This is a genomic window from Sphingobium boeckii (assembly GCF_014199215.1).
GTDB classification, from domain to species: Bacteria; Pseudomonadota; Alphaproteobacteria; order Sphingomonadales; family Sphingomonadaceae; genus Sphingobium_A; species Sphingobium_A boeckii.
In genome coordinates this window covers 20,022-46,324 of record NZ_JACIJC010000009.1, presented here as the reverse complement: position 1 = coordinate 46,324, position 26,303 = coordinate 20,022, and the positions used below count along the sequence as shown (strand labels likewise).

At 60.3% G+C, this 26,303-nt stretch carries 22 protein-coding genes, 1 tRNA gene and 3 pseudogenes; 19 read left to right on the top strand and 7 right to left on the bottom strand.

What is annotated here, in order from left to right; genetic code table 11:
* Positions 1 to 46: 46 nt before the first annotated feature.
* On the top strand, positions 47 to 1,873 hold the full coding sequence (locus tag FHS49_RS19075; protein ID WP_343053040.1) for a tannase/feruloyl esterase family alpha/beta hydrolase: 1,827 nt from the start codon (positions 47 to 49) through the stop codon (positions 1,871 to 1,873).
* A 420-nt stretch (positions 1,874 to 2,293) separates the two neighbouring features.
* On the opposite strand, the gene FHS49_RS19070 is transcribed toward FHS49_RS19075, so the two are convergent.
* The gene (locus FHS49_RS19070) at positions 2,294 to 3,409 is read right to left on the bottom strand and encodes a helix-turn-helix transcriptional regulator (protein WP_184022126.1); all 1,116 of its coding nucleotides are present in this window, start codon (positions 3,407 to 3,409) and stop codon (positions 2,294 to 2,296) included.
* Between the two features lie 138 nt (positions 3,410 to 3,547).
* Here FHS49_RS19070 and FHS49_RS19935 point away from each other — a divergent pair, with 138 nt between their 5' ends.
* From FHS49_RS19935 to FHS49_RS19055, 3 genes and pseudogenes are all read left to right on the top strand, one after another.
* Positions 3,548 to 4,741, top strand: a complete 1,194-nt coding sequence (locus FHS49_RS19935) for a cytochrome P450 (protein WP_184022123.1) — start codon at positions 3,548 to 3,550, stop codon at positions 4,739 to 4,741.
* A 110-nt stretch (positions 4,742 to 4,851) separates the two neighbouring features.
* Complete coding sequence (locus FHS49_RS19060; RefSeq protein WP_184022120.1) at positions 4,852 to 6,330, top strand: LVIVD repeat-containing protein; 1,479 nt, start codon at positions 4,852 to 4,854, stop codon at positions 6,328 to 6,330.
* Positions 6,331 to 6,932: 602 nt separating this feature from the next.
* Positions 6,933 to 7,385 (top strand): annotated as a pseudogene (locus tag FHS49_RS19055) (tyrosine-type recombinase/integrase); the annotation flags it as partial.
* An 80-nt stretch (positions 7,386 to 7,465) separates the two neighbouring features.
* On the opposite strand, the pseudogene FHS49_RS19050 reads toward FHS49_RS19055, so the two are convergent.
* The 3 genes and pseudogenes from FHS49_RS19050 to FHS49_RS19760 all read right to left on the bottom strand — a co-directional run.
* A pseudogene (locus tag FHS49_RS19050) lies at positions 7,466 to 7,729 on the bottom strand (ATP-binding protein); the annotation flags it as partial.
* Positions 7,730 to 7,989: 260 nt separating this feature from the next.
* Entirely contained in the window at positions 7,990 to 8,445 is a 456-nt protein-coding gene (locus tag FHS49_RS19045) for a DUF488 domain-containing protein (RefSeq protein WP_184022118.1), read from the bottom strand.
* A 176-nt stretch (positions 8,446 to 8,621) separates the two neighbouring features.
* Positions 8,622 to 8,951 (bottom strand): annotated as a pseudogene (locus FHS49_RS19760) (antibiotic biosynthesis monooxygenase family protein).
* Positions 8,952 to 9,313: 362 nt separating this feature from the next.
* On the opposite strand from FHS49_RS19760, the gene FHS49_RS19035 reads away from it, so the two are divergent.
* Positions 9,314 to 9,634 (top strand): DUF736 domain-containing protein, encoded by a 321-nt coding sequence (locus tag FHS49_RS19035; protein WP_184022114.1) that lies wholly within the window; start codon positions 9,314 to 9,316, stop codon positions 9,632 to 9,634.
* Between the two features lie 47 nt (positions 9,635 to 9,681).
* On the opposite strand, the gene FHS49_RS19755 is transcribed toward FHS49_RS19035, so the two are convergent.
* On the bottom strand, positions 9,682 to 9,912 hold the full coding sequence (locus FHS49_RS19755) for a conjugal transfer protein TraD (RefSeq protein WP_343053039.1): 231 nt from the start codon (positions 9,910 to 9,912) through the stop codon (positions 9,682 to 9,684).
* A gap of 16 nt (positions 9,913 to 9,928) precedes the next feature.
* Positions 9,929 to 10,261, bottom strand: coding sequence for a conjugal transfer protein TraD (locus FHS49_RS19025; RefSeq protein ID WP_184022112.1), 333 nt, complete (start codon positions 10,259 to 10,261; stop codon positions 9,929 to 9,931).
* Between the two features lie 171 nt (positions 10,262 to 10,432).
* Between FHS49_RS19025 and traA the strand changes: the two genes are divergently transcribed.
* The 3 genes from traA (at position 10,433) to FHS49_RS19010 (ending at position 14,692) form a co-directional block, all read left to right on the top strand.
* Positions 10,433 to 13,471, top strand: coding sequence for a Ti-type conjugative transfer relaxase TraA (gene traA / locus FHS49_RS19020; RefSeq protein ID WP_184022110.1), 3,039 nt, complete (start codon positions 10,433 to 10,435; stop codon positions 13,469 to 13,471).
* On the top strand, positions 13,468 to 14,178 hold the full coding sequence (locus FHS49_RS19015) for a DUF6118 family protein (RefSeq protein ID WP_184022107.1): 711 nt from the start codon (positions 13,468 to 13,470) through the stop codon (positions 14,176 to 14,178). The genes traA and FHS49_RS19015 overlap by 4 nt, the downstream gene beginning before the upstream one ends.
* Before the next feature lie 244 nt (positions 14,179 to 14,422).
* Positions 14,423 to 14,692: a hypothetical protein gene (locus FHS49_RS19010; protein WP_246351095.1), complete on the top strand. Its 270-nt coding sequence runs from the start codon at positions 14,423 to 14,425 to the stop codon at positions 14,690 to 14,692.
* A gap of 577 nt (positions 14,693 to 15,269) precedes the next feature.
* On the opposite strand, the gene FHS49_RS19005 is transcribed toward FHS49_RS19010, so the two are convergent.
* Positions 15,270 to 15,359: transfer RNA gene (locus FHS49_RS19005), tRNA-Ser, on the bottom strand.
* A gap of 123 nt (positions 15,360 to 15,482) precedes the next feature.
* Between FHS49_RS19005 and hspQ the strand changes: the two genes are divergently transcribed.
* From hspQ to FHS49_RS18950, 11 genes are all read left to right on the top strand, one after another.
* On the top strand, positions 15,483 to 15,863 hold the full coding sequence (gene hspQ, locus FHS49_RS19000) for a heat shock protein HspQ (protein ID WP_184022101.1): 381 nt from the start codon (positions 15,483 to 15,485) through the stop codon (positions 15,861 to 15,863).
* Between the two features lie 72 nt (positions 15,864 to 15,935).
* Positions 15,936 to 17,387, top strand: a complete 1,452-nt coding sequence (gene zwf / locus FHS49_RS18995; RefSeq protein ID WP_246351093.1) for a glucose-6-phosphate dehydrogenase — start codon at positions 15,936 to 15,938, stop codon at positions 17,385 to 17,387.
* A gap of 24 nt (positions 17,388 to 17,411) precedes the next feature.
* Positions 17,412 to 18,116, top strand: a complete 705-nt coding sequence (gene pgl, locus FHS49_RS18990) for a 6-phosphogluconolactonase (protein ID WP_184022095.1) — start codon at positions 17,412 to 17,414, stop codon at positions 18,114 to 18,116.
* Between the two features lie 15 nt (positions 18,117 to 18,131).
* On the top strand, positions 18,132 to 19,952 hold the full coding sequence (gene edd / locus FHS49_RS18985) for a phosphogluconate dehydratase (RefSeq protein ID WP_184022092.1): 1,821 nt from the start codon (positions 18,132 to 18,134) through the stop codon (positions 19,950 to 19,952).
* A 113-nt stretch (positions 19,953 to 20,065) separates the two neighbouring features.
* A complete protein-coding gene (eda, locus tag FHS49_RS18980) occupies positions 20,066 to 20,677 on the top strand; it encodes a bifunctional 4-hydroxy-2-oxoglutarate aldolase/2-dehydro-3-deoxy-phosphogluconate aldolase (RefSeq protein ID WP_184022090.1) in 612 nt (203 codons plus the stop codon).
* Between the two features lie 91 nt (positions 20,678 to 20,768).
* Positions 20,769 to 21,878: an S-(hydroxymethyl)glutathione dehydrogenase/class III alcohol dehydrogenase gene (locus tag FHS49_RS18975; RefSeq protein ID WP_184022088.1), complete on the top strand. Its 1,110-nt coding sequence runs from the start codon at positions 20,769 to 20,771 to the stop codon at positions 21,876 to 21,878.
* Positions 21,879 to 21,902: 24 nt separating this feature from the next.
* The gene (locus tag FHS49_RS18970) at positions 21,903 to 22,286 is read left to right on the top strand and encodes a VOC family protein (protein ID WP_184022086.1); all 384 of its coding nucleotides are present in this window, start codon (positions 21,903 to 21,905) and stop codon (positions 22,284 to 22,286) included.
* Positions 22,283 to 23,131, top strand: a complete 849-nt coding sequence (gene fghA, locus FHS49_RS18965) for an S-formylglutathione hydrolase (protein WP_184022083.1) — start codon at positions 22,283 to 22,285, stop codon at positions 23,129 to 23,131. Before FHS49_RS18970 ends, fghA begins: the two co-directional genes overlap by 4 nt.
* Positions 23,132 to 23,272: 141 nt before the next feature.
* Positions 23,273 to 24,178, top strand: a complete 906-nt coding sequence (locus FHS49_RS18960) for a LysR family transcriptional regulator (RefSeq protein ID WP_184022080.1) — start codon at positions 23,273 to 23,275, stop codon at positions 24,176 to 24,178.
* Between the two features lie 70 nt (positions 24,179 to 24,248).
* A complete protein-coding gene (locus FHS49_RS18955; protein ID WP_184022077.1) occupies positions 24,249 to 24,695 on the top strand; it encodes an NAD(P)H-dependent oxidoreductase subunit E in 447 nt (148 codons plus the stop codon).
* Complete coding sequence (locus tag FHS49_RS18950; protein ID WP_343053036.1) at positions 24,692 to 26,272, top strand: NADH-ubiquinone oxidoreductase-F iron-sulfur binding region domain-containing protein; 1,581 nt, start codon at positions 24,692 to 24,694, stop codon at positions 26,270 to 26,272. The genes FHS49_RS18955 and FHS49_RS18950 overlap by 4 nt, the downstream gene beginning before the upstream one ends.
* Positions 26,273 to 26,303: the final 31 nt, after the last annotated feature.

Sequence of the window (26,303 nt, the reverse complement as noted above, 5' to 3'; positions counted from 1 at the left end):
GTCAGGGACATGCCAAACAGCCGCATTGGGAATAAGAGGACATTGCGTGCGAAAGATCGCCACTTACAGCTTGCTCGGCTGCGCTCTCGCAGCAACGGTTAGCCTTTCACCTGCTTATGGACAATCAGCCAACGCTTCAGCGCCGACCGGCCTTATGTGCGACGATAGCCTCAAAACCGCCTTTCAGCCCGACGCCCAGACCAGCGTCGTTTTGGTGAAGCAGTTTCGCGCGGGCGAGATCATCCGCTTGGCCAAGGACAACCCGGCGATGTCGCCGCCGGCCGCGCAGGATCTGTGCCTGGTGAAGCTCAACGTCGGCCCCGGCAATCCCGGGCCTGTCAATGCCCCGTCCACCTCCAAGGGGATCGGCATCGAGATCTGGCTGCCCTCGCCGGCCAAGTGGGATGGACGAATCCACGCCATGGGCGGCGGCGGCTGGCAGGGTGGTGCGGCGGGACAGCCGGATCAAATCGGCGGAATCTATGCTGCGATAGCAGCCAGTTCAGAAGGTTCGGTCACGTCCACCACCGATACTGGCCATGCCGGCGGCCCGGCTCTTGGCACGGGCAATCCGCGCGGCGACTTCGCGATGAACCCTGATGGCTCGCTGAATAAGGCGCTACTCCATGATTTCTCAGTCCGCTCGATCCATGAACAGGCGCTCAAGACCAAAGCCCTGACGGCCGCTTTTTACGGCAGGCCGGCGGCGCGCAGCTATTGGGAAGGTGGGTCGACCGGGGGACGCCAGGGTCACAAACTGGCTCAGGCCTACCCAGCCGATTTCGATGGCATCATTGCAAACTATCCTGCGCTGAATTGGAGCGCCTTTGCCGCGGGCATGGTTTATCCCCAGATCGTGATCGAGCGAGATCTTGGCGGCAAGGCCCTGACCAACGCGCAGCTCGACCTCGTCTCCAATGCGGCGATCAACGCCTGCGACGCGATCGGCGGGATTCATCTCGGTTTCGTGATGGACCCTGCGCAATGCCGCTACGATCCGACCAAGGACAACGCCGTGCTATGCAGGGGTGATGGCGGAACAAACCAGACATCCGACTGCGTCACGAGACTTCAGGCCCAGGCCGTCAACAAAATGTGGTACGGTCCAACTCGCGATGGTTCCGTTCCCGATCCCGCGATCGACAACGGCTGGGAGCCGATTGCAGGCAAGCACATCTGGTATGGGCCGGCACGCGGCACATCGCTGTGGAATGCCTTCTTCACGCGATCGTTCGGTTTCCCTGCGGGCTTAGCCAACGCAGGTGCCGGAAGCTCGATTTCGTCGGACGTGATCGCCCTTGTCACGGGCGATCCGACGATGGCGCACGAAGGATTTAAAAACGCCAAGGGTGTCGGCCAAAGCAAGTTCCGCACACTGTCTTATGCTCAGCTTTCTGAAATCATCAGTCGCTCAGAACAGCGCGACGCAACGACCTTTTCGAGGCTGAGCACCAACGACCCCGACCTATCCGCATTCAGGGCAAAAGGCGGTAAGATGCTCGTCTGGCAGGGCTACAACGACGAAGTCATTCCGCCGCAAGGCATCGGTCGCTACTACGACAGTGTGATTGCGAAGATGGGTGGTGTGAACGCGGTCCAATCGTTTTATCGACTGTATTACGTCCCCGGCAATGGACACATGTCGCCGAACGGGACGGCGAACCCGGACGCCAATCCACCGGTCATCCCTCAAGGACAGTTCTACCAAGCGCTGATCAACTGGGTTGAAAAGGGGATCGCTCCTAGCGCCATCGAGATGCATTCCCCCGGCGACAAGCCCGTTCGCAGAAGTCACCCCGCATGCGCCTATCCGCAAAAGGTGACGTACACGTCCGGCGATCCGAACACAGCATCGAGCTTCGTCTGCCGCTAGGTTTGAAGAGACGACGGGCGTGGCCCTTCGCCTTCCGTTTTCGCCCCCGCACCGGAAGGTGCGTGCCGCCATGCCATGTCGCCAAACCGTTCATGCAGCGGCACAAGCAAGATCGCACGCGCCGAGTGCGATCCCAGCGGCCTGGATCATGCCGCAATCGAAGGCCTTACAGAAGACCGCACTCGATTACTCGGGAACCCGGATCAAAATCTTTTCGCACCACGGGCGGCAACCACAAAAGGACGCACACTTGCAGGGCGCGATAGCCCCGCTCAACATCAAGCGGCATTATCGATGGCCGATGCCACGGCGACGAAACCGACAAAGCGGGCGGATCGGTGATCTTAGCGTAACACGGCGACAATATTCCACTGACCATAATGCTTTGGTAAAACCGAAAAACTATTTATTAACAATTATTTAGATGGAGGAAGGGCCGATGGCGAGCACGCTTCTCATAACGAGGCGTACCAGGTCCGGAAGCCCACGTGCGCCTGTTTTGGCGTAGATCGACTTGGAATAATTCCGCGTCGTCCCAACAGTGAGCCCCAAATCGGATGCGACCTCAGCAATCGTCATGCCCCGGCACAGGGCTAGCGCAATTTCGGCCTCGCGCGGCAAAAGCCTGAATAGTTCGGCAAGTTGATCACGGCACTGGACCGAACTCCAGCTATCGCCATGGACATAGGCGATGGCCGCTGGCTTAGCCTTTGTTGAAATCGATTTCCGATCCGCCGGCACCAGCAGCATATCTAGCCAGGGATTCCGGCTGAGCGTGATCGCGCGCGGACGACTGGCGGCGTTGGCAACCACATGGCTCAACGCCTCGCGAATTTCGCGCTCCAATTCCGGTGTACTGCACGTCAATCTGCCCGTTGTGGACCGGCTTAACACCCCGGACTGAGCAAGCACCTGGGCAGCACGGCTGTCACAATCAAGCACTGTCCCGGCGCGATCCAGCGTCAGCCATCCGAACTGGAGGCGTCGGGCTGCTTCTCCGGTCAATGAGGCTTCAAAGCGTTCGCGCTCCAGTGCGACATATTGGCGGAGCACGCCTTTGAGCACGCGCGCGACCGTAATGAGCAGCCCATCGAGATCGGATGTGAAATCATCCCCATAGCCAACAAGGATCAACCAGGCATTAACGCCGGTCGTCTCCTCGATCCGCACCATGCGCGCGGCAGTTATGCCGTTGAGCTCAACGACGTTTCGATGTGCTTGCTGGTTGGGCGTTACCGGCTGGCCCAGCATCTCATCAAGGGAATAAGGCCGGCCCTCGATCATCGCGGTATCGACCATACCATCGTGCGGGTGGAAATATTGTCGATATGTGGCCTGGACTTTTTCTTCGAGATCGCCGGACGGTAAGGTTATCACCTCTTCGTAAGGCCGACCGGGAATGCGGATCGTCAACATCACATGCTCTGCACCGGTTGCACGCTGAAGCAACGCGAAAAAAGTCGTCCATTTCGGAGACTCCAATCCGCCATCGATCAATGCGCAGATCAGGCTCAACTCCATATCGCGTTCAATCATAATGCACCCAATCGACCATCATTACGTGCGGTGCGCCGAGCACCGCGAGGTTTTCATAGGCACAGTACCATATGGGATATGACGGTCCATCTCCCCCTTGGCATTAGTCTCCGGAAAAAGACGTCTATGGAGATGCTCGTGAACCAGGCCCTGTCGGAATTGTTAGTGCCCGATCACGTGCCACGAGAGTTGGTGATCGACTTCGACGCTGCCAGTGACGTCGCGCTCACGTTCGATATCTTCAAACGCATGGACGAATTGCGCAATAGCTCGCCGCCGATCGCATATTCGCCGCATGGCGGCGGGCATTGGCTCTTATTTCGCGAGAAGGACATTCTGAAAGCGTTTAGCGATGGCGATCACTTCTCGACCTCGCTGTTCAACGCAGGTGCGCAGGAAGGCGCACCGGACATGATACCGCTGTGCCTCGATCCGCCAGAACATCTGCCGTGGCGAATGACGATCGTCCGCCATCTCACACCGACCAAGATGCGACGGTTGGAGGATTTCATCCGGCAAAAGGCGGAGTCTCTCATCACACCGCTGGTTGGACAGAAATCGTGTGATTTCGTCAGCGCCGTCGCCGAGCCGATGCCGATCTCGATCTTCATGGCATTGATGGGATTGCCAGCCGAAGGGTTCGACGAGTTTCGTTCGTTAGCGCTGCAAATTATCAGTCCGGAAGGCAACGACCGCAACACGCCGGCAACAGCGGCCGCTAACGCCCGCATTCTGGCGATACTCTCGGAATTGATTGAGGCACGACGCCTGGAGCCGAAGGACGATCTGGTCAGCGCGCTGATAGACGAGAAAGTCAAAGGCGAGGCGATCAGCGCCAAGGGCCTGCTGTCGATCTGCTATGTGCTTTTTCTGGGCGGGCTCGATACGGTGGTAAATGCCATGTCATATGGCATGCGCTATCTCGCACAACAGCCCGAGCTACAGGATGAGGCGCGCGCCGGTCTTGTCGCTATGCCTGACCTGGTTGAGAAACTACTCCGCAAGTCAGCCTTTGTGAACCCGATGCGCATTGTAAAGCAGGATGTTGAAATCGAGGGCGTAACGCTGAAGGCCGGCGACCTCGTTTGGTCGATGTGCTGGCCTGCGAGTAACGAGCCCGGCGGCGATGGCGAAGGGCAAAAGCACCTCACTTTTGGCGGCGGCCATCATTTATGCGCCGGCATGCATCTGGCCCGCCTTGAACTCAGGATTATGTACGAGACCTGGTTCAGATATATTGGACCGTTCGCGCTTGCACCCGATGTGGGGCCGACGATGACCGGAGGATCGACAATGCTCATCAAGCGGCTGCTATTGAACCTCCAACCTTAAATTGGGCGATCGATGGCAGACTGGCCGAATCTCCAGGTACGAATTAAGCCCGCGACTAACGCGATCCCACCAAGTCAATAACAACAAAACATATCTTAGGAGGGTAAAATATGCTGCGTCACCCAAAACGGCACCGGACATTCAGCCTGACAGCGTTGCCGGGATTAATGCTTCTCCACGTCGCAACATTTTCTCCTGCAATAGCAAAGGATAACGACCGTCTTGAGGCCGGCAAGCAGGGAGAGACACTGGCCGGAGAGGCTATTGTTCTTCGCCACCCATATTCAAAGGGTGTCCGGATAGTGGGCCACAGCCCCATTGGTAACCGGACCGGAAATGTCATTACCACCTGGGCAGGACACTGCGCTTACGTCGCAGGCTCGGGTGGGATGTCGCCTACAGGGCAGGTGGCCAAACAGTCCTTAGGTCCTACTTCGGGCGTAGCGGTCATCGATGTTCGCGATCCCCATTTTCCGAAGGTTGTGCGATACCTTCAAGACAAGGGAGCACTCGACGCCGGCGAAACAATGAATGCTGTCGTCGCTTCCGATCGAGCCGTTCTCGCCGCCTCGACCTATGGCGGGGTTTCCGGGATCAATGGCCCCAAGGAGGGTTGGCTAGACCTATATGATATCTCCAATTGCGCCGATCCAAAGTTGTTGTCGGAAGTCAAATGGCCCGAACCCACGCATACCATTACAGTTTCACCCAATGGGCGCCGCGTTTACGGGACGGTCCTCAATCCTTTTACTGGTGCCGGTGGTATCCAGGTGATGGACATCTCCGACATGTCTAAACCGCGTTTCGTCGGCAAGTTCGCGGTGACTCGGCCGGACGGCACCAACTATGAATTCGCGCCACACGAACTGTCGATAAGCCCCGACGAACGGCGTCTCTATGTCGGGGTAATCGCATCCAAAGGCGATGATCTTAACAAGGGCATCAAGATTTCACCGCCCAATCCTGTGGGCCTCGGGCCGGAAGCCGGCGGCATCTATATTCTCGACAATAGCGATCTTGCTGAGGGCCGCGCCAATCCGGGGATGCGCCTGATCGGTACCTCGCAACATGGCGGATGGCATTCGGCGGTGCGTGCCAATATCAAGGGCGTGCCATATCTTGTGGGCGCTGGTGAACTCGTGGCTTGTCCCGGATCCTGGCCCAGGATTAGCAACATCGCTGACGAAAAGAATCCGGTCGTCGTCGGTCAGTTCCGGTTGCAGATGAACATCAAGGAAAACTGCCCACCGCGTGAGGGTATCGAATCCGCTACCGGCGGCGTGGTCGGCAGGCCCGGCACGGCGACCTCCCATTTTAACGATGTCGATAGTCCGACTGATACCCATCTGGGCCTGTTCCCCTTCATGTATGCGGGGCTTCGTATCGCGGACCTTCGTAATCCCTCGGATCCGGTCGAAATCGCTTATTTCAAACCCGGCGATGCGTGCATGTCGCATGTTCGCTATGTTGCGAAGACAGGCCATATTTGGTTCGCGTGCACTGAAAGTGGCTTCTGGGTAATCGCGCTTAAGCCGGAACTGCGAGCTTCAATTGGGATGCCAAAATTGCGTAAGAAAATTAGCCGCTGAACGGCGCGAGAAAACTGCGGCGACCTCAACGAACATCTCTATTCTTGACCGTTCATGCGCGAGCAAACCAACAAGGCAGCCTCGGAATTCATCATGCCGTCATGCGCATGTATAACTGGGCGACATCGAAAGTGCCTGCCGCGTTTATGCCCAGATTGGTTATCGTAGTTTGGCGGCACATGGCAGGCGCGCTTCGACGTCTGTCGTGGTGATGCCGCAGGCCCGGTTCGCATACCAACTGGCACACGCATCCGCTTGGCCAGTTGCTGGTCCTGACCGCGGGGCAAGGCTGGGTCTAGGCGGAAGGCGAGCCGGTCCGTATAATGAACTCGGCGAGTCGATGTGGAGGATGCTTTAACCTTGGCTGAAGGCACCGAAATACGAAATCGACTGGCTCGTCGCCGTTGCGGGGAGCCCGACCGGCTTAGCGACTGCAATGCACCATTTTAGGCACCCAGTAAGGATAATCAGCAGGACCGCTCCTGGGGGAGCGAATCTTTTTATGAATGGCGACAAGTGGTCGGCACGAGCCTCCCAAGAATTTAGCGATTGGACCGACAGACGTTCTTCAGATGGCCAATTTTGGCCACTGGAGAACAATCATGGAGATGCTTGAAACAGAAGCCACCGCCACCAAGCGTCAGGTCTGGAATGCCGGAAGAGCCGTGGGCGCGAAGCGCGCCCTAAAGCCAAAGCAAATCTGGGAGATACGATTCTACCTCAATCAGCGACGCCGCTTGCGGGATCGCGCGCTGTTCGACCTTGCCATCGATAGCAAACTTCGCGGCTGTGATCTTGTGCGGATGAAAATCGGTGATCTGGTTAGCGGCGGGCAAATCCGGACGCGCGCGATCGTGATGCAGCAGAAAACTGGCCGGCCTGTTCAGTTTGAATTGCTACCCGATGCTCGGACCAGCCTGTTGGCATGGCTCGAACGTCGAGGTGCCACGGTGGACGACTATGTCTTTCCGAGCCGAGTGGACCACAATGGGCATCTCAGTACTCGCCAATATGCCCGACTTGTCGATGAATGGGTAACAGGGGTCGGGCTTGTTGATTGCTGCTGAGAAGTGACCCGGGGTTTTCATCGAGAAGTGACCCGTCTGTAGGTTATGTTTCGAGTTTCATTGGTGGGTCAAGATGGCGTCTTCTCCTTTTTGGTTTTGACCTGGTGGGCCGAGCTGTTTTTGAAGCGGAAGCTGTCGTTTCCAGTCTCCAGGATATGGCAGTGATGGGTGAGCCGATCGAGGAGTGCGGTGGTCATCTTGGCATCGCCGAACACGCTGGCCCATTCGCTGAAGCTCAGGTTGGTGGTGATGATGACGCTGGTACGCTCATAGAGCTTGCTGAGCAGGTGGAAGAGCATAGCCCCGCCTGATGCGCTGAACGGCAGATACCCCGAAAATGCGCTTGAAGATTGGCATCGAGCGCACGGTCTTTGGATTGACTGACATCCCGCATGTCCAGAATCTGGGCATTAAGGCAGTCAAATTCGGAAAAGCTTCATTTCCACCAAATTTGTCGACTGCCTGCGATCGCGACAGGGGATAAAGAATTTGGTTGGAAGCCTCCGAATAGACGACGGTCCGATCCCTGGAGCTCGAAATTCGATGGCTGAACAATGGAATTGGTCGACTTCAGATGTTCAGCTTTATTGAATCAGGACTCGGCCTGCGGCGCAGCCGTTACGAAAAGATCGACACGCTCGGCGTCCGGTAGAATGGCATCGATAAACAGCGACCGATGGCAACCAATTGGGTCGCGTTCAAAACAAAGCAAGGCCGTGGGTTGATCATGCGCCATCTCAACCAGCTGTGCGCCCTGGACCATCGCTTCGGGCAGCTCGAGCTGCCCTGCATAAACCTCGGCCAGGCGGGCATGATTGCCTTTTCGCGCAGCTTCCCGACCTTCGGGCGGCGTTCCCAGCGCCTTCAGACCAACATAGTCAATGCCGGCTTCCTTCAGTCCCGCTGCAAGAATATTCTTTGAAAACCCTGGCCGACGCGACAGTGGCACGGCGCGCACGTCGGCAAGCAAGGTGACACCGGCGTCCTTGAGGGTCGCAATGACTTCGGACTGGGTCGCGCCTTCATAGCCAATGGTAAAAATCTGCATGATCGCAACATAGGGTGGGGGAAGCTGTTTTGCACGCTGTGTCCGTCATCCTCACAGCCGGATCGAAGCGCTTGCATGAACTGCTGAGAACAGACACCCGGCAATGCTCGTTGCAGCAAGGGATGCCGATCAAACCTTGGACACTGTCACCGCAATTTCTCGTCCAACGGGCCTCATCAGGACGGGCGCGATCGCACCAGCAGATCGTCAGTCACGGTCATGGTGAAGATCGGATCTGCGTCGGCGGGCACTTCTGCAATGACATCTTCAAACGCAGCACGGGTTTCCGGCTCATCATAGACCATCTTCTGGTCGAACGCCGTCCGCCAGGTGGCTTCGTCGGGCCATTCGGCATAGCCAACGAACCGTCCATCGGCATCGCGGTGCAGCCTTGAACCATAGCTGCCATAGCGCTCGCGAATGAGGTCAGTGCCGCGTGCTCAGGCGCGCCTGAACCGCTCTTCCTTGCCGGGGACGACCCGCCACGAATAAACTGCGACGAACATAGCTGCCTCCTTGAATATGATATGCTCGACACGACAACGCCTGGCTGTGAAGATCGCTGCCAGACGCCAGGCTCGTGCAGCCCACAGATCCTTGCTGCCCTGCCACACTCCGATCTTATGCCGGAAGCAACCCATGGCCTTTGACGCCTTGGTCTAAGGCGGGTCCGCAGTTTCAAAACCATCGCTGGCGGATCATTTTCCCCGCAGGCATTCGCCTGCTCCTCGCGCGCCAAAATGACCCGCCGCTTCCGGTCCTGCGCTTCGCTGCGGCCTGGCGGTTCGAACCCGCCTCATGCCCCGCCTCTCTGACCGTCGTGTCGCCCAGGGGATGGTCCCTTGGGCCATATGAAGGAGTAAAGACAATGCCAGCCATCGGACATGTGACCCTCACCAGGGACGGCAGCTTCAAAGGCCAGATCAGGACGCTCAGCATCCGGGCCGAGATCGCCATCACCCCCGTTGCCAGCAAGACATCGCCCAGCCATCCCGACTATCGGATCGTGTCGGGCGAGACCGAGATTGGCGCCGCCTGGATCCGCACCGGCGAGACCTCGGGCAAGGACTATGTGTCGCTGGTCCTGGCCGCCCCCGAGTTCGGTCCACGCCGGCTCTATGCCAATCTCGGCCGTGCTGCCGGTGGCAAGGACGATGAGTTCGCCCTTATCTGGAACCCGGCCGACTGACCCCGATGTCCCCGCTGCCTCGGCAGCGGGGACATCGCATGTTCGTTTCACACTTTGCGCTCCGCCATGGCTTCGGCTTCCATGCGAAATGCGCGCTTGCCGCGGCGCTGCCAGAGCGCGATCTGCGCGGCACCATTCTCCCCTTGAACCTGTGCCGCAATATCGAGCAGTGCACCATAAAGCGCGAACCGGTCATCCTCCATCAGCTCGATCAGACCCGACTTCAGAACGAGGCCGCCGAGCTCGATCAGATGATGGGTGCGTTCGCGGCGCTTCACGACCCAGGCCCTTGTGTCATGGCGCGCCTTGCTCAGCTGGATCCTGTAGCGCTGCGCCCGCAGCCGCCGCGCTGCCGCGCGCGACTTTCCCAGATCCACGATGAGCGTTGCCTTGGGTGCCGCTGCCTTGAAAGAAAGCCGCCCCCCGCCGGCGCCAGCCCTCCCTGATGGCCTTGTCGCTATTGCCAGCACCTTCGAGCAATATCCCGGCGAGCGTCTCGGCGTCCATGTCACCCGCGCCGCAAGCGGTCACCAACTCGCCCAGCTGCTGGATCCGCTTCGCCCTGAGGTCGCGGGTCTTGCTCTCGAGCGCTCTGAGTTCAGCATCATAGTCACGCAATTTTCGCATGTGCGGTCTCCATCTTATGGCCCCGGTGATGCGAGAGTGATCGATTGTTTCGATGATGCAAACGGGCTGCTACACCGTGGAACAACGCATTCTCGAAAATCATGAAATGTTTTGAGAGCGCGCTTATACGTCGTGCCGACGTGCTTTTTTAAGTGTAGTTGGATTGCCGACATGGCGATCTATCATTTCTCGGTGAAGGTGATCTCACGCGCTGCCGGCAGCAGCGCTGTGGCAGCGGCCGCCTATCGCTCGGCCTCGCGGCTGCATGACCAGCGGCTGGACTGCGCGCATGACTTCTCCAACAAGGCGGGTGTCGTCCATAGCGAGATCACGCTGCCGGACGGCGCGCCGGAGCGCTGGAATGATCGCGCCACGCTGTGGAATGATGTCGAAGCGGCAGAGGTGCGCAAGGACGCGCAGCTCGCACGCGAGGTTGAGTTTGCCATCCCCAGAGAACTGACCCAGGAGCAGGGCATCGCGCTCGCGCGCGACTTCGTGGCGCGGGAGTTTGTCGCCCATGGCATGGTGGCCGATCTCAATGTGCATTGGGATGTGGGGGCTGACGGTGAGGCCAAGCCGCATGCCCATGTGATGCTCGGCATGCGTGAAGTCAGCGAAGAGGGGTTCGGGCCAAAGGTCCGCGATTGGAACCGCACCGATCTGCTGCAGCAATGGCGCGAGCGCTGGGAGAGCCATGTCAACGCGCGCCTGGCCGCGCTGGACATCGACGCGCGCATCAATCGGCGCACGCTTGAAGCGCAGGGGATCGACCTCGAACCGCAGAACAAGATCGGGCCTGCGGGATCGCGCCGGCTTGAGCGCGGCGAGGATGCCGAGCGTGCGGTCGATCATCTCGAGATCGCGCGGCGCAACGGCGCGAAGATCGTGTTGCAGCCATCGGTTGGCGTCGAAGCGATGACGCACAGCCAAGCCACGTTCACCAAACGCGATATGGCGATGTTCGCGCATCGGCATTCGGCAGATCAGGATCAATATGAGCGCGTGCTCGGCGCCATGAAGGCTAGTCCCGACCTCGTTGAACTGGGCACCGATGGGCGCGGTGAGGCGCGGTTCACATCGCGCTCGATGATCGAGAGCGAACTGCGCCTGCAGCGCATGACCGACGGCCTGGCAGAGCGTCACGGCCATGAGGTTCCGGCCACCGCGCTCGCGCGTGGGATCGCGGCAGCCGAAACCCGCGGCCTGCATCTGGGAGGGGAACAGCAGGCCGCTCTCCATCATATAGGAACAAAGACAGATATTGCATTGGTGGTCGGCTATGCCGGCACTGGCAAGTCGACCATGCTCGGGCTCGCGCGCGAGGCCTGGGAACAACAAGGCTACAGCGTGCGCGGTGCAGCCTTGTCCGGCATCTCGGCCGATAACCTTGAGGTCGGTTCGGGCATTCGGTCACGCACGATCGCCAGCCTCGAACATCAATGGGGCCAGGGGCGTGATCTGCTCACATCGAAAGATGTGCTGGTCATCGACGAAGCCGGGATGATCGGCGCGCGGCAGATGGAGCGGATCGTCGCCGCTGTGCACAAGGCCGAGGCCAAGCTTGTGCTGATCGGCGATGTCCAGCAGCTCCAGGCGATCGAGGCCGGAGCACCCTTCCGCGCGCTCGCCGAACGGCATGGCGCGATCGAGATCACCGAGGTTCGCCGTCAGTCGGAAGGCTGGCAGCGTGACGCGACCAGAATGCTTGCGACTGGCCGCACGGGTGAAGCGCTCAAAGCTTATGCGAGAGCCCACATGATGCATGAACATGCGAAGCGTGATTCGGCCAGAAAGGCGCTGATCGAGGGCTGGAATCGGGACCGGCAAGCCGAACCTGCGGCCAGCCGGATCATTCTGACGCACACGCGACATGAATGCGATGAACTGAATGCGCTGGCACGCGATGCCCTGCGTCGTGATGGGACGTTAGTCACTGATATTGCTGTCAAAACAGCACAGGGCGAGCGCTTGTTTTCGCAAAATGATCGTATCATGTTCCTTCGCAACGAACGCTCTCTCGGAGTGAAGAATGGGTCCGCAGGTGTCATCGAACAGGTCAGCACAGACCATATGCAGGTCCGCCTCGACGATGGCCGCAGCGTCGCGTTCGACACCAAATCCTATGCCGACGTGGATCATGGCTATGCGACCACCATCCACAAGGCGCAGGGTGTCACGGTCGACAGGGTCCATGTGCTCGCCACACCGGGTCTCGACCGGCACGCCACCTATGTCGCTTTGTCGCGGCACAAGGACGGTGTGCATCTCTATTATGGCAAGGATGACTTTGCCGATCGTGGCAAGCTCGTCCGAACCTTGTCGCGCGAGCGCGCCAAGGATGCCGCGCTCGATTATGACACCAGCGCCTTTGCCGAGCGCCGCGACATCCGGGTCGCCATGGCGCAGATGTTTGCGGCCGAGAGAATGCCGGGATGGGCGCAGCTTGAGCTGCTTGCGCCGGAGCCTGCCCAACCCTCAATCCAGCGTGGTATGTTCGACGGGTTGCAGCTTGGCACCCAAGTCCATCAGGCACCGCCCTCACGCGGCATGTTCGATGGCTTGCAGCTCAATGCCAGTCCGTTACCCGCGCGTGCAGCCGATCAGGCCAAGACATTGGAGACGGCGGTCGCGCGCTATGCGCGCAGCGTTGAAGACATGCAGGGTATGACGGTCAAAGGCTTGCCTGCGCTGGAGGTTCACAAGACCGCACGTGCGACGGCGGCGGTGGCGCTCGATCGCCTGCAGCCGCATGGCGCGCGCGATCTCGAAGAGGCGTTTGCGCATAATCCTGGCCTGATCAGCGAAGCGGCCAATGGCCGGGCCGCCAGTGCGCTCCGCGCACTTCAGCTCGAGACCGAGATGCGTACCAATCCCGAACTGCGCGCCGACCGGTTCGTGCAGGGCTGGCAGCAGCTCAAGGCCCGTCGGGCGCAGCTGGATACCCGCTATGACAAAGAGGGCAGTGACGCGGTGCGCAATCAGATGAAAACGATGGCGCAAGGCCTGGAGAAGGATCCGGCGCTGGGATCCGCGCTCAGCAAACGCGGCCAGCAGCTTGGCCTCGGCAGACAATGGTCGAAGGAATGGACCCCCGGCACCCGGTCAGGGGACATCGGACACGAACTCTCCGCGCACGTCCGGTCACGCGCGGTGAAGCATGAACTGACCGACTCTCTTGGCCGCGGCCGCTCTCGAGGACTTGGTTTATGAACATGACGATCTCCGCTTCTCCTGAAACTTCCACCAATGCCAATGACCCGGCGGTGGCGTTCAACGCCATGGCGCAGAAGCTTGCGATCCTGATCGCAGCGATTGAGGGCTTTGCGGTGCGGCAGCAGGAATTGCATGGGCGCGACTATGCGCCGGATTTTGCAAAACTGGCCGAATATCAGCAGAAACTGGTCGCAGCGTATCGGAGTCTGGTTGAACGCCCAGGGGTGGCGCTGACGCCTGAAACCATTGCGCATCAGATCGAAGTGGCTGCGCGCACGGTGAGGAAAGAAGATCATGACGCCCTGCGGCAGGCGCTGATCAGATCTGATCAGGCCGCGCACTCCATCACCACAGTGGTGGCTTCGGCACGCGCTGAGCGGAAACAGAGGCACTGGCTGATGGGAACGGCAGCGGCGGCGTTGGTTATGGGGATCCTCATCGCGGCTACCATGCCTGGCGCCGTTGCGCGTGCGCTTCCCGAGAACTGGCTTGTCCCCGAACGTATGGCCGTGAAGGTAATGCGGCGAGACGGATGGGATGCCGGGCTCCGACTTTTGCAGGTGGCCGATCCAACGAGGGAAGCGCTCGTCATCAGTGGGGCAACGATCCCGGAAAGAGATCAGAAGACGCTTTCGAAATGTCGGGAAGAGACAAAGCGTACGCGCAAACCTGTGCCATGTCCTCTGGAGATAGAAGTCCGGTAAGCTGAGAGCCTTGGGAAAGGGGACCGTCGCATGTCGACCAGTTTGGGACACTCGGTCATGTCATCATTACGCCTGAAACCCGTCGCTCATTCAGATGGCAAGACGAACGCTGCACGACCGATTATGGTGGAAAGCGGGCGTTGGCATTGGTACAAACGCTATATGCAGATCGCAACACGGCGTGCCGCTAAATCGAGGGTAATCGAGCATGTCGAGGTACGAAGGGAAGCCTCTCCTCAAGCTGATGGATTGTTATGTCCTCAGCTCGATAGGTGAGCTGGATGAGCAGCAGGAATACGCCTTAAATATGATGGCCCCTAAGCTTTCATCAGCGCTTGGTATCAACGGCTCATGGTTTGACATGGTCGCGACGCAGATGAAATTTCCCCCAAATCTGCCCCTGAAGATCAAGCAAATATGGGAAAATGGGAAGGCTAAGGCGGACGCAGCGGGATATTCGGTTGATCCCGAGCAATTCGCCCGAGAGTTTGTAGACACCAACTTCCCTACTTGAGATAATGGCCCCTCCCGGCTCCGTGTCTAACGTCAGCTTTTGGGCGATTGCTGCCAAATGATTTTTTTACCGCGCAGCGTCAGCTATCGCCGGTCGTCTTTCCAAAAGCCGACGGTCGCGAAACCACCATCCCAAGACGTTGGAATGACCTTCGGCATCCGAGAACGCTATAATCTTCCGTAGCCCATGCCAAAACAGCCATTCGGACGCACCAAAGCCGAAACAATGTGTAGGTGAGAGTGTGGGGATGATTCCGGAGAATTGCCAATTCATCAAGCAAAAACAACGCACTAGGCGATATTTTTGGTAACCTCTACGCGGCTCTAGTGGAATGGGTCCTATTCGTGATCCTCCAGATAGCCACAAGATTTGTCTCACGGGAAGAATTGGCAACTAGCAATCCCGGGCGTGCGGAAGACGCGGATCGGCGCGCCGGGCTAATTCCCCAACCGAATTGTCGCTTCGAAATTTGTGGAATCCCACAAAGGTCTGTTTCCAATCATAATGGGACCAAAAGTGGGACCAATTCGAGAACCGGTGATTTAATTGCAGCAAAACAAGCAGTTGCGAGCAGATTTGGCGGAGAGGCAGGGATTCGAACCCTGGGTACCCTCGCGGGCACGCCGCATTTCGAGTGCGGTGCATTCGACCACTCTGCCACCTCTCCGCAGAAGGACGGGCGCCCGCAAGGGGCTCCGGCCGGTCGATTGAGGGGCGGGCCTTAGCGCAGCCTTTGCTGCGCTGCAAGCTATCCGCTTGCGTCAGCCGAAATCGAACCTAAATTGAGGGAATGAACCAGTCCAGTTTTCCTGCCACGCCCAATGCGCTCCCCCCGGCAACGCCTATTCTTTCCCATGCGCGCTTTTCGATCGGCGACGTGGTGCGCCACCGGGTCTTCGAATTCCGCGGTGTGGTGTTCGATATCGATCCCGTCTTCGCCAATAGCGAGGAGTGGTATGACGCCATCCCCGAAGACATCCGCCCGCGGCGCGATCAGCCCTTTTACCATCTGCTCGCCGAGAATGCGGAGAGCAGCTATGTGGCCTATGTCAGCCAGCAGAATCTGGTGACCGACGATAGCGAGGAGCCGATCGACCATCCCGCGATTTCGGGCATTTTCGACGGGTATAGCGAGGGGCGCTACACGCTGAAGCGTGAGCACCGGCATTAAATTGCCACTAATTTCGCGGCGGCTGCGTAACGGTAGTTGACCCTAGGGATCAGCTAAGGGATGAGGCCGTATATGGCCTTTGAAACGCTTCTGCTGTTCGGCGCGACCGGCGATCTTGCTCGTCGTATGCTGCTCCCCTCGCTTTATGCGTTACACGCCGACGGGCTGGTGGCGGCCCATCTGCGAATCGTCGGCACCGCACGCAGCGATCTGGACGACGGCGCTTATCGGGATTTCGCGCGGGCGGCGCTTGAGGAATTCCTGCCCGAAGAGCGCAAGGATGCAGGGGCGCTGGCGAGCTTCCTCGAGCGCCTGTCCTATCAGCCGCTGGACGCCTCAACGCCTGAGGGATTCCCCGCGCTGGCGGACAAGGTGGGCGACACATCGAAGGGGATGGCGATCTTCCTTTCGACCGCGCCCTTCCTGTTCGAGCCGACGATTGCGGGCCTGAAAAGCGCGGGCCTGGCTGGCGACAACGTGCGCATCGGTCTGGAAAAACCGCTGGGCACCGATCTCGCCAGTTCGCGCGAAATCAACGACGCCGTCGCCGCGGCTTTCCCGGAAGAGCGCACGTTCCGCATCGATCATTATCTCGGCAAGGAAACCGTCCAGAATCTGCTGGCCCTGCGCTTCGCCAATATGATGTTCGAGCCTTTGTGGAATGCGAACGGCATCGATCATGTTCAGATCACCGTCTCCGAAACCGTGGGTCTTGAGGGTCGCGTGGGCTTTTACGACGGCGCGGGCGCGTTGCGCGACATGGTGCAGAACCATATGCTCCAATTGCTCGCCCTGGTGGCGATGGAGCCGCCGGCGAGCTTCGACGCGACGGCCGTGCGCGACGAAAAGGTGAAGGTCCTGCGGTCGCTCCGCCGGATCGACGCCGATTCCGCCGCAACCCACAGCGTGACCGGCCAATATGGCGCGGGCGCCAGCAAGGGTGAAGCCGTGCCCGGCTATGCTGATGAGCTGGGCAAGCCATCAGACACCGAAACCTTCGTCGCGATCAAGGCGCATGTGGATAATTGGCGCTGGCATGGCGTGCCCTTCTATTTGCGCACCGGCAAACGGCTGCCGACGCGGCAATCGGAAATCTTCATCCAGTTCAAGAACATACCGCATAGCATCTTCGCCAAAAAGGGCGGCAAGCTCCAGGCAAACAAGATGATCATCCGCCTCCAGCCCGAGGAGAATATCCGGCTGCAGGTGATGGCGAAGGAGCCGGGGCTGGACCGAGGCGGGATCGTGCTGCGCGAAGTGCCGCTTGATCTGTCGCTCACCCATGCCTTTGCCGGCGCGCGGCGGCGGATCGCCTATGAACGGCTGCTGCTGGATTTGATCGAAGGCGACCCCACATTGTTCGTGCGACGCGACGAGGTGGAGGCGCAATGGGACTGGATTGATGCCATTCGCGCCGGCTGGGCCGCCAATGGCATGACGCCCAAGACATATGGCGCAGGAAGCTGGGGGCCTTCGGCCGCCATCGCGCTGACGGAAAGAGACGGAGTGACGTGGCATGATTAGGAACGGGCATGATTAGGAACGGGCATGATTGAAGCCGAATTCTGGGACTATGAGGATGAGGACGAATGGGCCGAGGCCGTCTCCGGCGACATTGCGTTCATCATCGAACAGGCGCTTGACGCACGCGGCCAGGCGCTGGTGGCGTTTCCCGGCGGCAAGACACCCGCCCCCGTGTTCGCCAAGCTCGCGGCGACCAAGCTCAAGTGGAAGCATGTCACGATCATCCCCACCGACGATCGTCTGGTGGCGGTCAATGATCCGCTGAGCAACATCGCGGCGATCGCCAAGGTGTTCATCCCGCTGGGTGCGCGCGTGTTGCCGATCGCGACCGAGAATAAGGATTACAAGATGGCCGGCAATGCGGCTGACGCCCGCTTGCAGGATCTGCACTGGCCGATCGATCTGGTGTGGCTCGGGATCGGCGCGGATGGACATACCGCTTCGATCTTCCCCGGCCCCGATCTGGATGAAGCGTTGAACGGCCCCAAGACGCGGCGCGCGACAGGTGTGATGCCCGATCCCTTGCCCGCCGAAGCGCCGATCGCGCGCGTGACGCTGACCAAGGAATCGATCGTCACGGCGCGCACGATCACGATCGCGATCACCGGCGCGGACAAGCGCAAGGTGCTCGAACGCGCAATCGAAGACGGCCCCAGTTCCACCGTGCCGATCGGCCGTGTGCTGGCGGATTATGAGCAGCCGATCGATATCCACTGGTTGGATGCATGACGAGGTGAGCGCAGCATGACCCTCCATCCAGACATCGCCGCCGTCACCGATCGCATCATCGCGCGGTCGAAACAGGGACGCAGCGCCTATCTGGAACTGATCGCGCGTGAGCGGGACAAAGGCGTGGACCGGCCACGCCTGTCCTGCGGCAATCTGGCGCATGGTTTTGCGGCCGCAGGCAATGACAAGGTGGTGATCCGCGGCGGCAAGGCCATGAACATCGGCTTGGTCACGGCTTACAACGACATGCTTTCGGCGCATCAGCCCTATGCCCGCTATCCCGAGCAGATGAAGGTCTATGCGCGCGAGGTCGGCTCCACCGTGCAGGTGGCGGGTGGCGTGCCGGCGATGTGCGATGGCGTGACCCAAGGCCAGCTCGGCATGGAACTGTCGCTGTTCAGTCGCGACAATATCGCGATGGGCACGGCGATCGGCCTCAGCCACGGCATGTTCGAAGGCGCGGCCCTCCTCGGCATTTGCGACAAGATCGTGCCCGGCCTGCTGATGGGCGCGCTGCGCTTCGGGCATCTGCCCACGATCCTGATCCCGGCAGGGCCGATGCCATCGGGCCTTGCGAACAAGGAAAAGCAGCGCATTCGTCAGCTTTACGCCGAAGGCAAGGCGACGCGTGACGAGCTGCTTGAAGCCGAGGCGGCATCCTATCATGATGCCGGCACATGCACCTTTTACGGCACCGCCAATTCCAATCAGATGATGATGGAGGTGATGGGTCTCCACGTCCCAGGCTCCGCCTTCGTCAATCCGGGCACCAAGCTGCGGCAGGAATTGACGCGCGCCGCGGTGCACCGGATCACGCAGATCGGCTGGGAGGGGAGTGATTATCGCCCGCTCGGGCTATGTGTCGATGAGAAAGCGATCGTGAACGCGGCGATCGGGCTGCTGGCCACGGGCGGATCGACCAACCACGCGATCCATCTGCCCGCCATCGCGCGCGCTGCCGGCATCATCATCGATTGGGAGGATATGGACCGGCTTTCCGCCGCGATCCCGCTGATCACGCGCATCTACCCCAATGGCTCTGGCGACGTGAACCATTTCCAGGCGGCGGGCGGCATGGGCTATGTGATCCGCGAATTGCTGGATGCCGGTCTGCTGCATCGCGATATCATGACCGTGTGGGACGGCGATCTGACGGCTTATGGCAGGACGCCCGTCATGGACGGCGAGACGCTGGAATGGGTGGAATCGCCCGCCGAAACGCTGGACGATACGATGCTCCGCCCGCCCGCCACGCCGTTCCTGACCGATGGCGGAATGCGGCTGCTAAAGGGCAATCTCGGTCGCGCGATGATCAAGACGAGTGCGGTGGACAAGTCACGCTGGACGATCGAGGCGCCCTGCCGCGTGTTTTCCGATCAGGACGATGTGATCACCGCGTTTAAGGCGGGTGAGCTGGAATGCGATGTGGTGGTGGTCGTCCGCTTTCAGGGGCCGCACGCCAATGGGATGCCCGAATTGCACAAGCTGACGCCGCCGCTGGGCGTGCTGCAGGACAAGGGCTTTCGCGTGGCCTTGGTCACCGATGGCCGCATGTCCGGCGCGTCTGGCAAAGTGCCCGCGGCGATTCATGTCAGCCCCGAAGCGCTGAACGACGGTCCCCTCGGGCTGTTGCGCGATGGCGATATCGTGCGCGTCTGCGCGGAAAATGGCGAGCTCACCGCGCTTGTTGACAAGGCCGAATGGGCATCGCGGTCGCACGCTGAGATGGCGCTGCAATCCTTCGGCACCGGGCGAGAGCTGTTCGCATTGATGCGTCGCGGTGCTGACGAAGCCGAGCGCGGCGCTTCGGCCATGCTGGCGCTGGCCGGGCTCTGAGATTCTGCCCTCTTCTGTCATCCCCGCGAAAGCGGGGATCCAGGCGGTGCTGATAAAAGAAGAAGCTGGATCCCCGCCTTCGCGAGGATCACACGAAGAATAGGAATATACCAATGCAGCCCATCGAAACCATCATGCGCACCGCGCCCGTGATCCCCGTGTTGGTGATTGAAGACATCGCTCATGCGCGCCCGATCGCTGAGGCGCTTGTTGCAGGCGGCCTGACCGTGCTCGAAGTGACGTTGCGCACCGCCTGCGCGCTGGATGCCATACGGGAAATGGCCAAGGTGGAGGGCGCGATCGTGGGCGCGGGCACCGTGCTCAATCCCGGAGATTTGAAAGCCAGCATCGACGCCGGCGCGAAATTCATCGTTTCGCCAGGCCTGACCGAACCCTTGGGTAAGGCCGCGATCGAAAGCGGCATCCCGTTCCTGCCCGGCACCGCCAATGCGGGCGATGTGATGCGCGGCCTCGATATGGGCCTTACTCATTTCAAATTCTTCCCGGCCATGGCCAATGGGGGAACGCCCGCTCTGAAAAGCCTCACCGCGGTCTTTGGCCAATGCGCGTTCTGCCCCACCGGCGGTATCACCGAATCCACCGCCGCTGACTGGCTCGCGATCCCACAGGTGCTGTGCGTCGGTGGAAGCTGGGTCGTGCCCAAGGGTGCGCCCGATGTGGCGGCCATTACGGCGACCGCGAAAGCCGCATCGGCATTGGCCTGATCTATCGTTGATAGACATTTTCTATGAAGGTTGCCGGTTTCGATAGGCGCGCTACAGGCAGAATCAGATTTCCGTTCAGGGAGGAACATTCATGAAGACCCGTGCCGCCGTCGCTTTTGAAGCCAAGAAGCCGCTGGAGATCGTCGAGCTCGATCTCGAAGGCCCGAAGGCCGGTGAGGTTCTTGTCGAGATCATGGCGACGGGCATCTGCCACACGGACGCCTACACGCTCGACGGCTTGGACAGCGAAGGCATCTTCCCCAGTGTGCTGGGCCATGAAGGTGCGGGCATCGTCCGCGAGATCGGCGCTGGAGTCACCTCGGTTGCGGTCGGCGATCATGTGATCCCGCTTTACACGCCGGAATGCCGCCAGTGTAAATCCTGCCTCAGCGGCAAGACCAACCTGTGCACCGCGATTCGCGCGACACAGGGCAAGGGTGTGATGCCGGACGGCACCAGCCGCTTCAGCTACAAGGGTCAGCAGATCTTCCATTATATGGGCTGCTCCACTTTCTCGAACTTTACCGTGCTGCCTGAGATCGCCGTGGCGAAAATCCGCGAAGACGCGCCGTTCGACAAGAGTTGCTACATTGGCTGCGGCGTCACGACGGGTGTCGGTGCCGTGGTGAACACCGCAAAAGTGCAGGCGGGCGACAATGTGATCGTCTTCGGCCTGGGCGGCATCGGCCTGAACGTGCTGCAGGGCGCGCAGATGGTGGGCGCGGACAAGATCATCGGCGTCGATATCAATCCAGATCGCGAGGCCTGGGGCCGCAAATTCGGCATGACCCATTTCGTGAACCCCAAGGAGATCGAGGGCGATATCGTCCAGCATCTGGTCGAGTTGACCGGCGGCGGCGCGGATTACACCTTTGATTGCACGGGCAACACGATCGTCATGCGCCAGGCGCTGGAAGCCTGCCATCGCGGATGGGGCGTCTCGGTCGTGATCGGCGTGGCGGAAGCGGGCAAGGAAATCTCCACCCGTCCGTTTCAGCTCGTCACCGGGCGCGTCTGGAAAGGCTCGGCCTTCGGCGGCGCACGCGGACGCACAGACGTGCCAAAGATCGTCGATTGGTATATGAACGGCAAAATCCAGATCGATCCCATGATCACCCATGTTCTCTCGCTCGAAGAGATCAACAAGGGCTTCGATCTGATGCACGCGGGCGAATCGATCCGCAGCGTCGTCGTATTCTAAGCAATCCAACAGGAGGGAGATGCCATGTTTTCGCACATAATGATCGGGTCCAACGACACCGCACGATCGAAGACATTCTACGACGCCACGCTCGGCGTGTTCGGCGCCAAGCCGGCCATGGTCGATGACAAGGGTCGGCTGATCTATATGAACAACGGCGGCCTCTTCATGGTGGGCAACCCGATCGACGGCGATCCCGCCTGCCATGCCAATGGCGGCACCGTCGGCTTCGCCGCTTCATCACCCGAACAGGCCGATGCGTGGCACGCGGCCGGCCTCGCCCATGGCGGCACGGCGTGCGAAGATCCGCCGGGCATTCGCGAAGGTGCTTTCGGCAAACTCTACCTCGCCTATCTGCGCGATCCCGATGGCAATAAATTGTGTGCGCTGCACCGCCCGGCTGCATGACACACAGCGTGGAAACGATTTCCATCAATCGGAGCTTCGGCGGCACGCAGGGCGTCTACAAACACGCCAGCACTGCAACGGGAACGGAGATGACCTTCGCGGTCTATCTCCCGCCCCAGGCCGAAGCGCCCGGCGCGAAGCTGCCGATCCTGTGGTATCTCTCCGGCCTGACCTGCACGCACGCCAATGTGATGGAAAAGGGCGAATATCGGCGCGCCTGCGCTGAACTGGGCATCATCTTCATCTGCCCGGATACGTCGCCGCGTGGTGATGATGTGCCTGATGATGGGGGCTATGATTTCGGTAAGGGTGCCGGCTTCTATGTCGATGCCACGCAAGCCCCGTGGTCGCAAAACTTCCAGATGTATTCGTATATCACCGAGGAATTGCCCGGAATCATCGCGGACAATTTCCCAGCGGACATGGCGCGGCAATCCATTACAGGCCATTCGATGGGCGGGCACGGGGCGCTCACCATCGCGCTGAAAAATCCCGGCGTGTTCAGGAGCGTTTCCGCCTTCGCGCCGATCGCCTCGCCACTGAACTGCCCGTGGGGCCATAAGGCGCTGGGCGGCTATCTCGGCGTGGATCAGGCTGGATGGCGCGCTTATGATAGCATTGCGCTGATCGAGGATGGCGCGCGCCTGCCTGAAATCCTGGTGGATCAGGGCGCGGCGGACAATTTTCTCGTGGAACAATTGAAGCCCGAATTGCTCCAAGCGGCCTGCGAAAAGGCCGGAATCGCGCTCACGCTGCGAATGCAGCCGGGCTATGATCATAGCTATTATTTCATCTCCAGCTTCATGGATGATCATGTGCGCTGGCATGGCGCGCGGTTGATTTGATCTAGAAGGCCCACCTCCCCTCCCGGAAGGCCGGGAGGGGAGGTGCATTGGGCACTTCCTTTACGCCCTTCCAAGTCTTCTTGGAGGGGCCGGGGGTGGCCCCTTCTTCCCCTCCACCTGCCCTTCGCCTAGACCATCTCCATGCAGCTCCGCTTCCTCGATTATTTCGTGGCTCTCGCCCGTGAAAAGCATTTCGCGCGTGCGGCGGAAAGCTGCCACGTCACCCAGCCCACGCTGTCCGCAGGGATCGCCGCGCTGGAAGAGATGCTCGGCAAGCGGCTCGTCAACCGGGATCGGCGCTTTATCGATCTGACGCCGGAGGGGCATTCGATCCTGCCCTTCGCCCGCCAGTTGCTGGCCGACCATGAAGGCCTGCGTCACGCGATCGACGCACCCGCCGGGCCGCTGCGGGGACAGCTCCGCATCGGTTCCATCCCCGCAGCCATGCCCTCCATCGGATTTCTGATGAAGGCGCTGCACGCCAGCCATCCCCGGCTGACGGTCACCATCCGCTCGCTCACGTCGCGGGAGATCGAACGCGGCCTGCTTGACTATGAGATTGACGCGGGGCTGACCTATCTCGACAATGAACCCCCTGCGCAGGTCCGTTCTGTGCCGCTTTATGCCGAGCGTTACATGTTTGCCACGCGCGCCGATGCGCCGCTCGGCGGACTGGAACGCATCGCATGGAAAGACGCTGCCGAAGCGCCTTTGTGCCTGCTTCATGAAGGAATGCAGAATCGCCGCATCCTCGATGCGCATCTCGTGACGCTTGGCCTGAAGGCTGACCCCGTCGCCACCGCGGATTCCTATGTGGCATTGCTTTCGATGGTTTCCCATGGCGGGCTCTCAAGCATCGTGACGGATAGCCATGGCGAGTTCGTGGCGGGTGATCCCGATCTTCGCGTGATAGACATTGTCGATCCCGCGCCGCCCAACACCATCGGCTTGGTGGTGCTCGACAGAGAACCGCTGTCTCCCTTGGCCAAAGCGGCATTTTCAATCGCTGAAACGCTTCGGTTATTATCGCCGCTGCGCAGTTGTTGATAGAAACCCTCTATCGAAGATAAGCGCAGTCAATTTGACGGATGCCAGGAAAGGGAGGACGCAAAATCTCATGGAACGGCAAGGTGACAATGAGTTCGATGCGGAGCGGGTCACCACGACCATCCGCCAGAACAAGCACCTCGAAGGCGCATTGCTACCAATCCTCCATGCGCTTCAGGCCGAATTCGGCTGGATCGACGACACCACAATCCGCGCCGTTGCGCTGGAACTCAATCTCAGTCGTGCCGAAGTGCATGGCGTGATCAGTTTCTATCACGATTTCCGTACCCGCCCGGAAGCGCGCCCTGTGATCAAGCTCTGCCGCGCGGAAGCCTGTCAGGCGCGCGGCTCCGAACCGCTGGCGAACTGGGCCGCAGCAAAGGCGGCCAACCGGATCGCGATCGAGCCCGTCTATTGCCTCGGCCTGTGCAGCGTTGGCCCCAATGCAATGATCGGGCATGATGTTTACGCGCGCCTGGACGAAGCGTCGCTCGGCGCGCTGATCGAGGCGCTGTGATGCAGATCCGCATATCCGACGATGCTCTGGCGCTGGCGTGCGGCGCGGATCGAGTGACGACTGCCTTTGCGAAGGCGGCCCCCGATGCCGATATCCGACGGGTATCGAGTTGGGGGATGCACTGGCTTGAGCCCTTGGTGGAAATCGACGGCATTGGATACGGCCCCGTCACGCCAGCGGATGTGGACGCGATCCTCTTCGGCACCGCCGATGCGCTTCGCATTGGTAGGATCGAGGATCATCCTTTCATCGCCAGCCAGACCCGGCTGACCTTTGCGCGCGCGGGCAAGACGCGGTCTCTGAGCCTCGACGATTATGACGCCACCGGCGGCTGGAAGGGTTTACGCGCCGCACAGGCGATGACGGCGCTCCAGATCGTCGAGACGGTCACCGCCTCCGGTCTGCGCGGCCGCGGCGGCGCGGGCTTCCCCGCGGGGATCAAGTGGAAGACCGTGCTGGATGCCCCCGCCGGCCGCAAATATATCGTCTGCAATGCCGATGAGGGCGATAGCGGCACCTTCGCCGATCGCATGGTGATGGAGGGCGATCCCTATATGCTGATCGAAGGCATGGCGATCGCCGGCCTCGCGACGGGGGCTGGCAAGGGCTTCATCTACGTCCGTTCAGAATATCCCCATGCCATCGCCAAATTGGAAGCCGCGGTCGCGCGCAGCCGGATGATCATCGCGCCGTTCGAGATCGAGGTGCGCGAAGGCGCGGGTGCCTATGTCTGCGGCGAGGAAACATCTTTGCTCAACAGCCTTGAAGGCAAGCGCGGCGAGGTGCGTGCCAAGCCGCCGCTGCCCGCGCATGAAGGACTGTTCGGCTGTCCTACCGTCATCAACAACGTCCTCACGCTGGCGGCCATTCCCTATGTGCTGGCCCAGGGCGCGGAGGCCTACGCCGCCTATGGCATGGGCCGGTCGCGTGGCACCATGCCGATCCAGCTTGCGGGCAATCTCAAATATGGCGGGCTGTACGAGACCGCTTTCGGCGTGACGCTGGGCGAACTCGTGGATGATATCGGCGGCGGATGCGAGAGCGGCCGCCCTGTCCGCGCCGTGCAGGTGGGCGGACCGCTCGGTGCCTATTTCCCGCCTGCCCTGTTCGATACGCCTTTCGACTATGAAGCCTTCGCCGCGGCCGATGGCCTGATCGGCCATGGCGGCGTGACCGTGTTCGACACCGAAGTGGACATGGCCGCGCAGGCGCGCTTTGCCATGACGTTCTGCGCGGTGGAAAGCTGCGGAAAATGCACCCCCTGTCGGCTGGGATCGACCCGTGGCGTGGAAACGATCGACAGGATCATTGCGGCACGCGATCTGGCCGCTTCCTCCTCCGTTCATCCTGAACCTGTCGAAGGGTCTTCGTCTTCCGGCGATCCGGCCTTGAAGGAAAGAGCTTCGACACGCTCAGCCCAAACGGAACTGGAAGATGCCGTGATCCTCATCGAAGATCTGTGCGACACCATGAAATTCGGATCGCTCTGCGCGCTGGGCGGTTTCACACCCTATCCGGTGTTGAGCGCGCTCCATCATTTTCCCGAGGATTTCGGGCTGAAGGAGGCGGCGGAATGAGCGCGATTCTGCCCCCCACTCCGTTTGTGTC

What these genes read in the sequence shown, in the direction of transcription:
- zwf (WP_246351093.1), top strand. Translation starts at nt 15,936, where the DNA reads ATGGCCTTTGAAACGCTTCTGCTGTTCGGCGCGACCGGCGATCTTGCT.
- FHS49_RS18970 (WP_184022086.1), top strand. Translation starts at nt 21,903, where the DNA reads ATGTTTTCGCACATAATGATCGGGTCCAACGACACCGCACGATCGAAG.
- FHS49_RS19015 (WP_184022107.1), top strand. Translation starts at nt 13,468, where the DNA reads ATGAACATGACGATCTCCGCTTCTCCTGAAACTTCCACCAATGCCAAT.
- FHS49_RS18975 (WP_184022088.1), top strand. Translation starts at nt 20,769, where the DNA reads ATGAAGACCCGTGCCGCCGTCGCTTTTGAAGCCAAGAAGCCGCTGGAG.
- edd (WP_184022092.1), top strand. Translation starts at nt 18,132, where the DNA reads ATGACCCTCCATCCAGACATCGCCGCCGTCACCGATCGCATCATCGCG.
- eda (WP_184022090.1), top strand. Translation starts at nt 20,066, where the DNA reads ATGCAGCCCATCGAAACCATCATGCGCACCGCGCCCGTGATCCCCGTG.
- FHS49_RS19035 (WP_184022114.1), top strand. Translation starts at nt 9,314, where the DNA reads ATGCCAGCCATCGGACATGTGACCCTCACCAGGGACGGCAGCTTCAAA.
- FHS49_RS19010 (WP_246351095.1), top strand. Translation starts at nt 14,423, where the DNA reads ATGGATTGTTATGTCCTCAGCTCGATAGGTGAGCTGGATGAGCAGCAG.
- FHS49_RS18955 (WP_184022077.1), top strand. Translation starts at nt 24,249, where the DNA reads ATGGAACGGCAAGGTGACAATGAGTTCGATGCGGAGCGGGTCACCACG.
- FHS49_RS19025 (WP_184022112.1), bottom strand. Translation starts at nt 10,261, where the DNA reads ATGCGAAAATTGCGTGACTATGATGCTGAACTCAGAGCGCTCGAGAGC.
- FHS49_RS19070 (WP_184022126.1), bottom strand. Translation starts at nt 3,409, where the DNA reads ATGATTGAACGCGATATGGAGTTGAGCCTGATCTGCGCATTGATCGAT.
- traA (WP_184022110.1), top strand. Translation starts at nt 10,433, where the DNA reads ATGGCGATCTATCATTTCTCGGTGAAGGTGATCTCACGCGCTGCCGGC.
- FHS49_RS19045 (WP_184022118.1), bottom strand. Translation starts at nt 8,445, where the DNA reads ATGCAGATTTTTACCATTGGCTATGAAGGCGCGACCCAGTCCGAAGTC.
- pgl (WP_184022095.1), top strand. Translation starts at nt 17,412, where the DNA reads ATGATTGAAGCCGAATTCTGGGACTATGAGGATGAGGACGAATGGGCC.
- FHS49_RS19060 (WP_184022120.1), top strand. Translation starts at nt 4,852, where the DNA reads ATGCTGCGTCACCCAAAACGGCACCGGACATTCAGCCTGACAGCGTTG.
- hspQ (WP_184022101.1), top strand. Translation starts at nt 15,483, where the DNA reads ATGAACCAGTCCAGTTTTCCTGCCACGCCCAATGCGCTCCCCCCGGCA.
- FHS49_RS18960 (WP_184022080.1), top strand. Translation starts at nt 23,273, where the DNA reads ATGCAGCTCCGCTTCCTCGATTATTTCGTGGCTCTCGCCCGTGAAAAG.
- fghA (WP_184022083.1), top strand. Translation starts at nt 22,283, where the DNA reads ATGACACACAGCGTGGAAACGATTTCCATCAATCGGAGCTTCGGCGGC.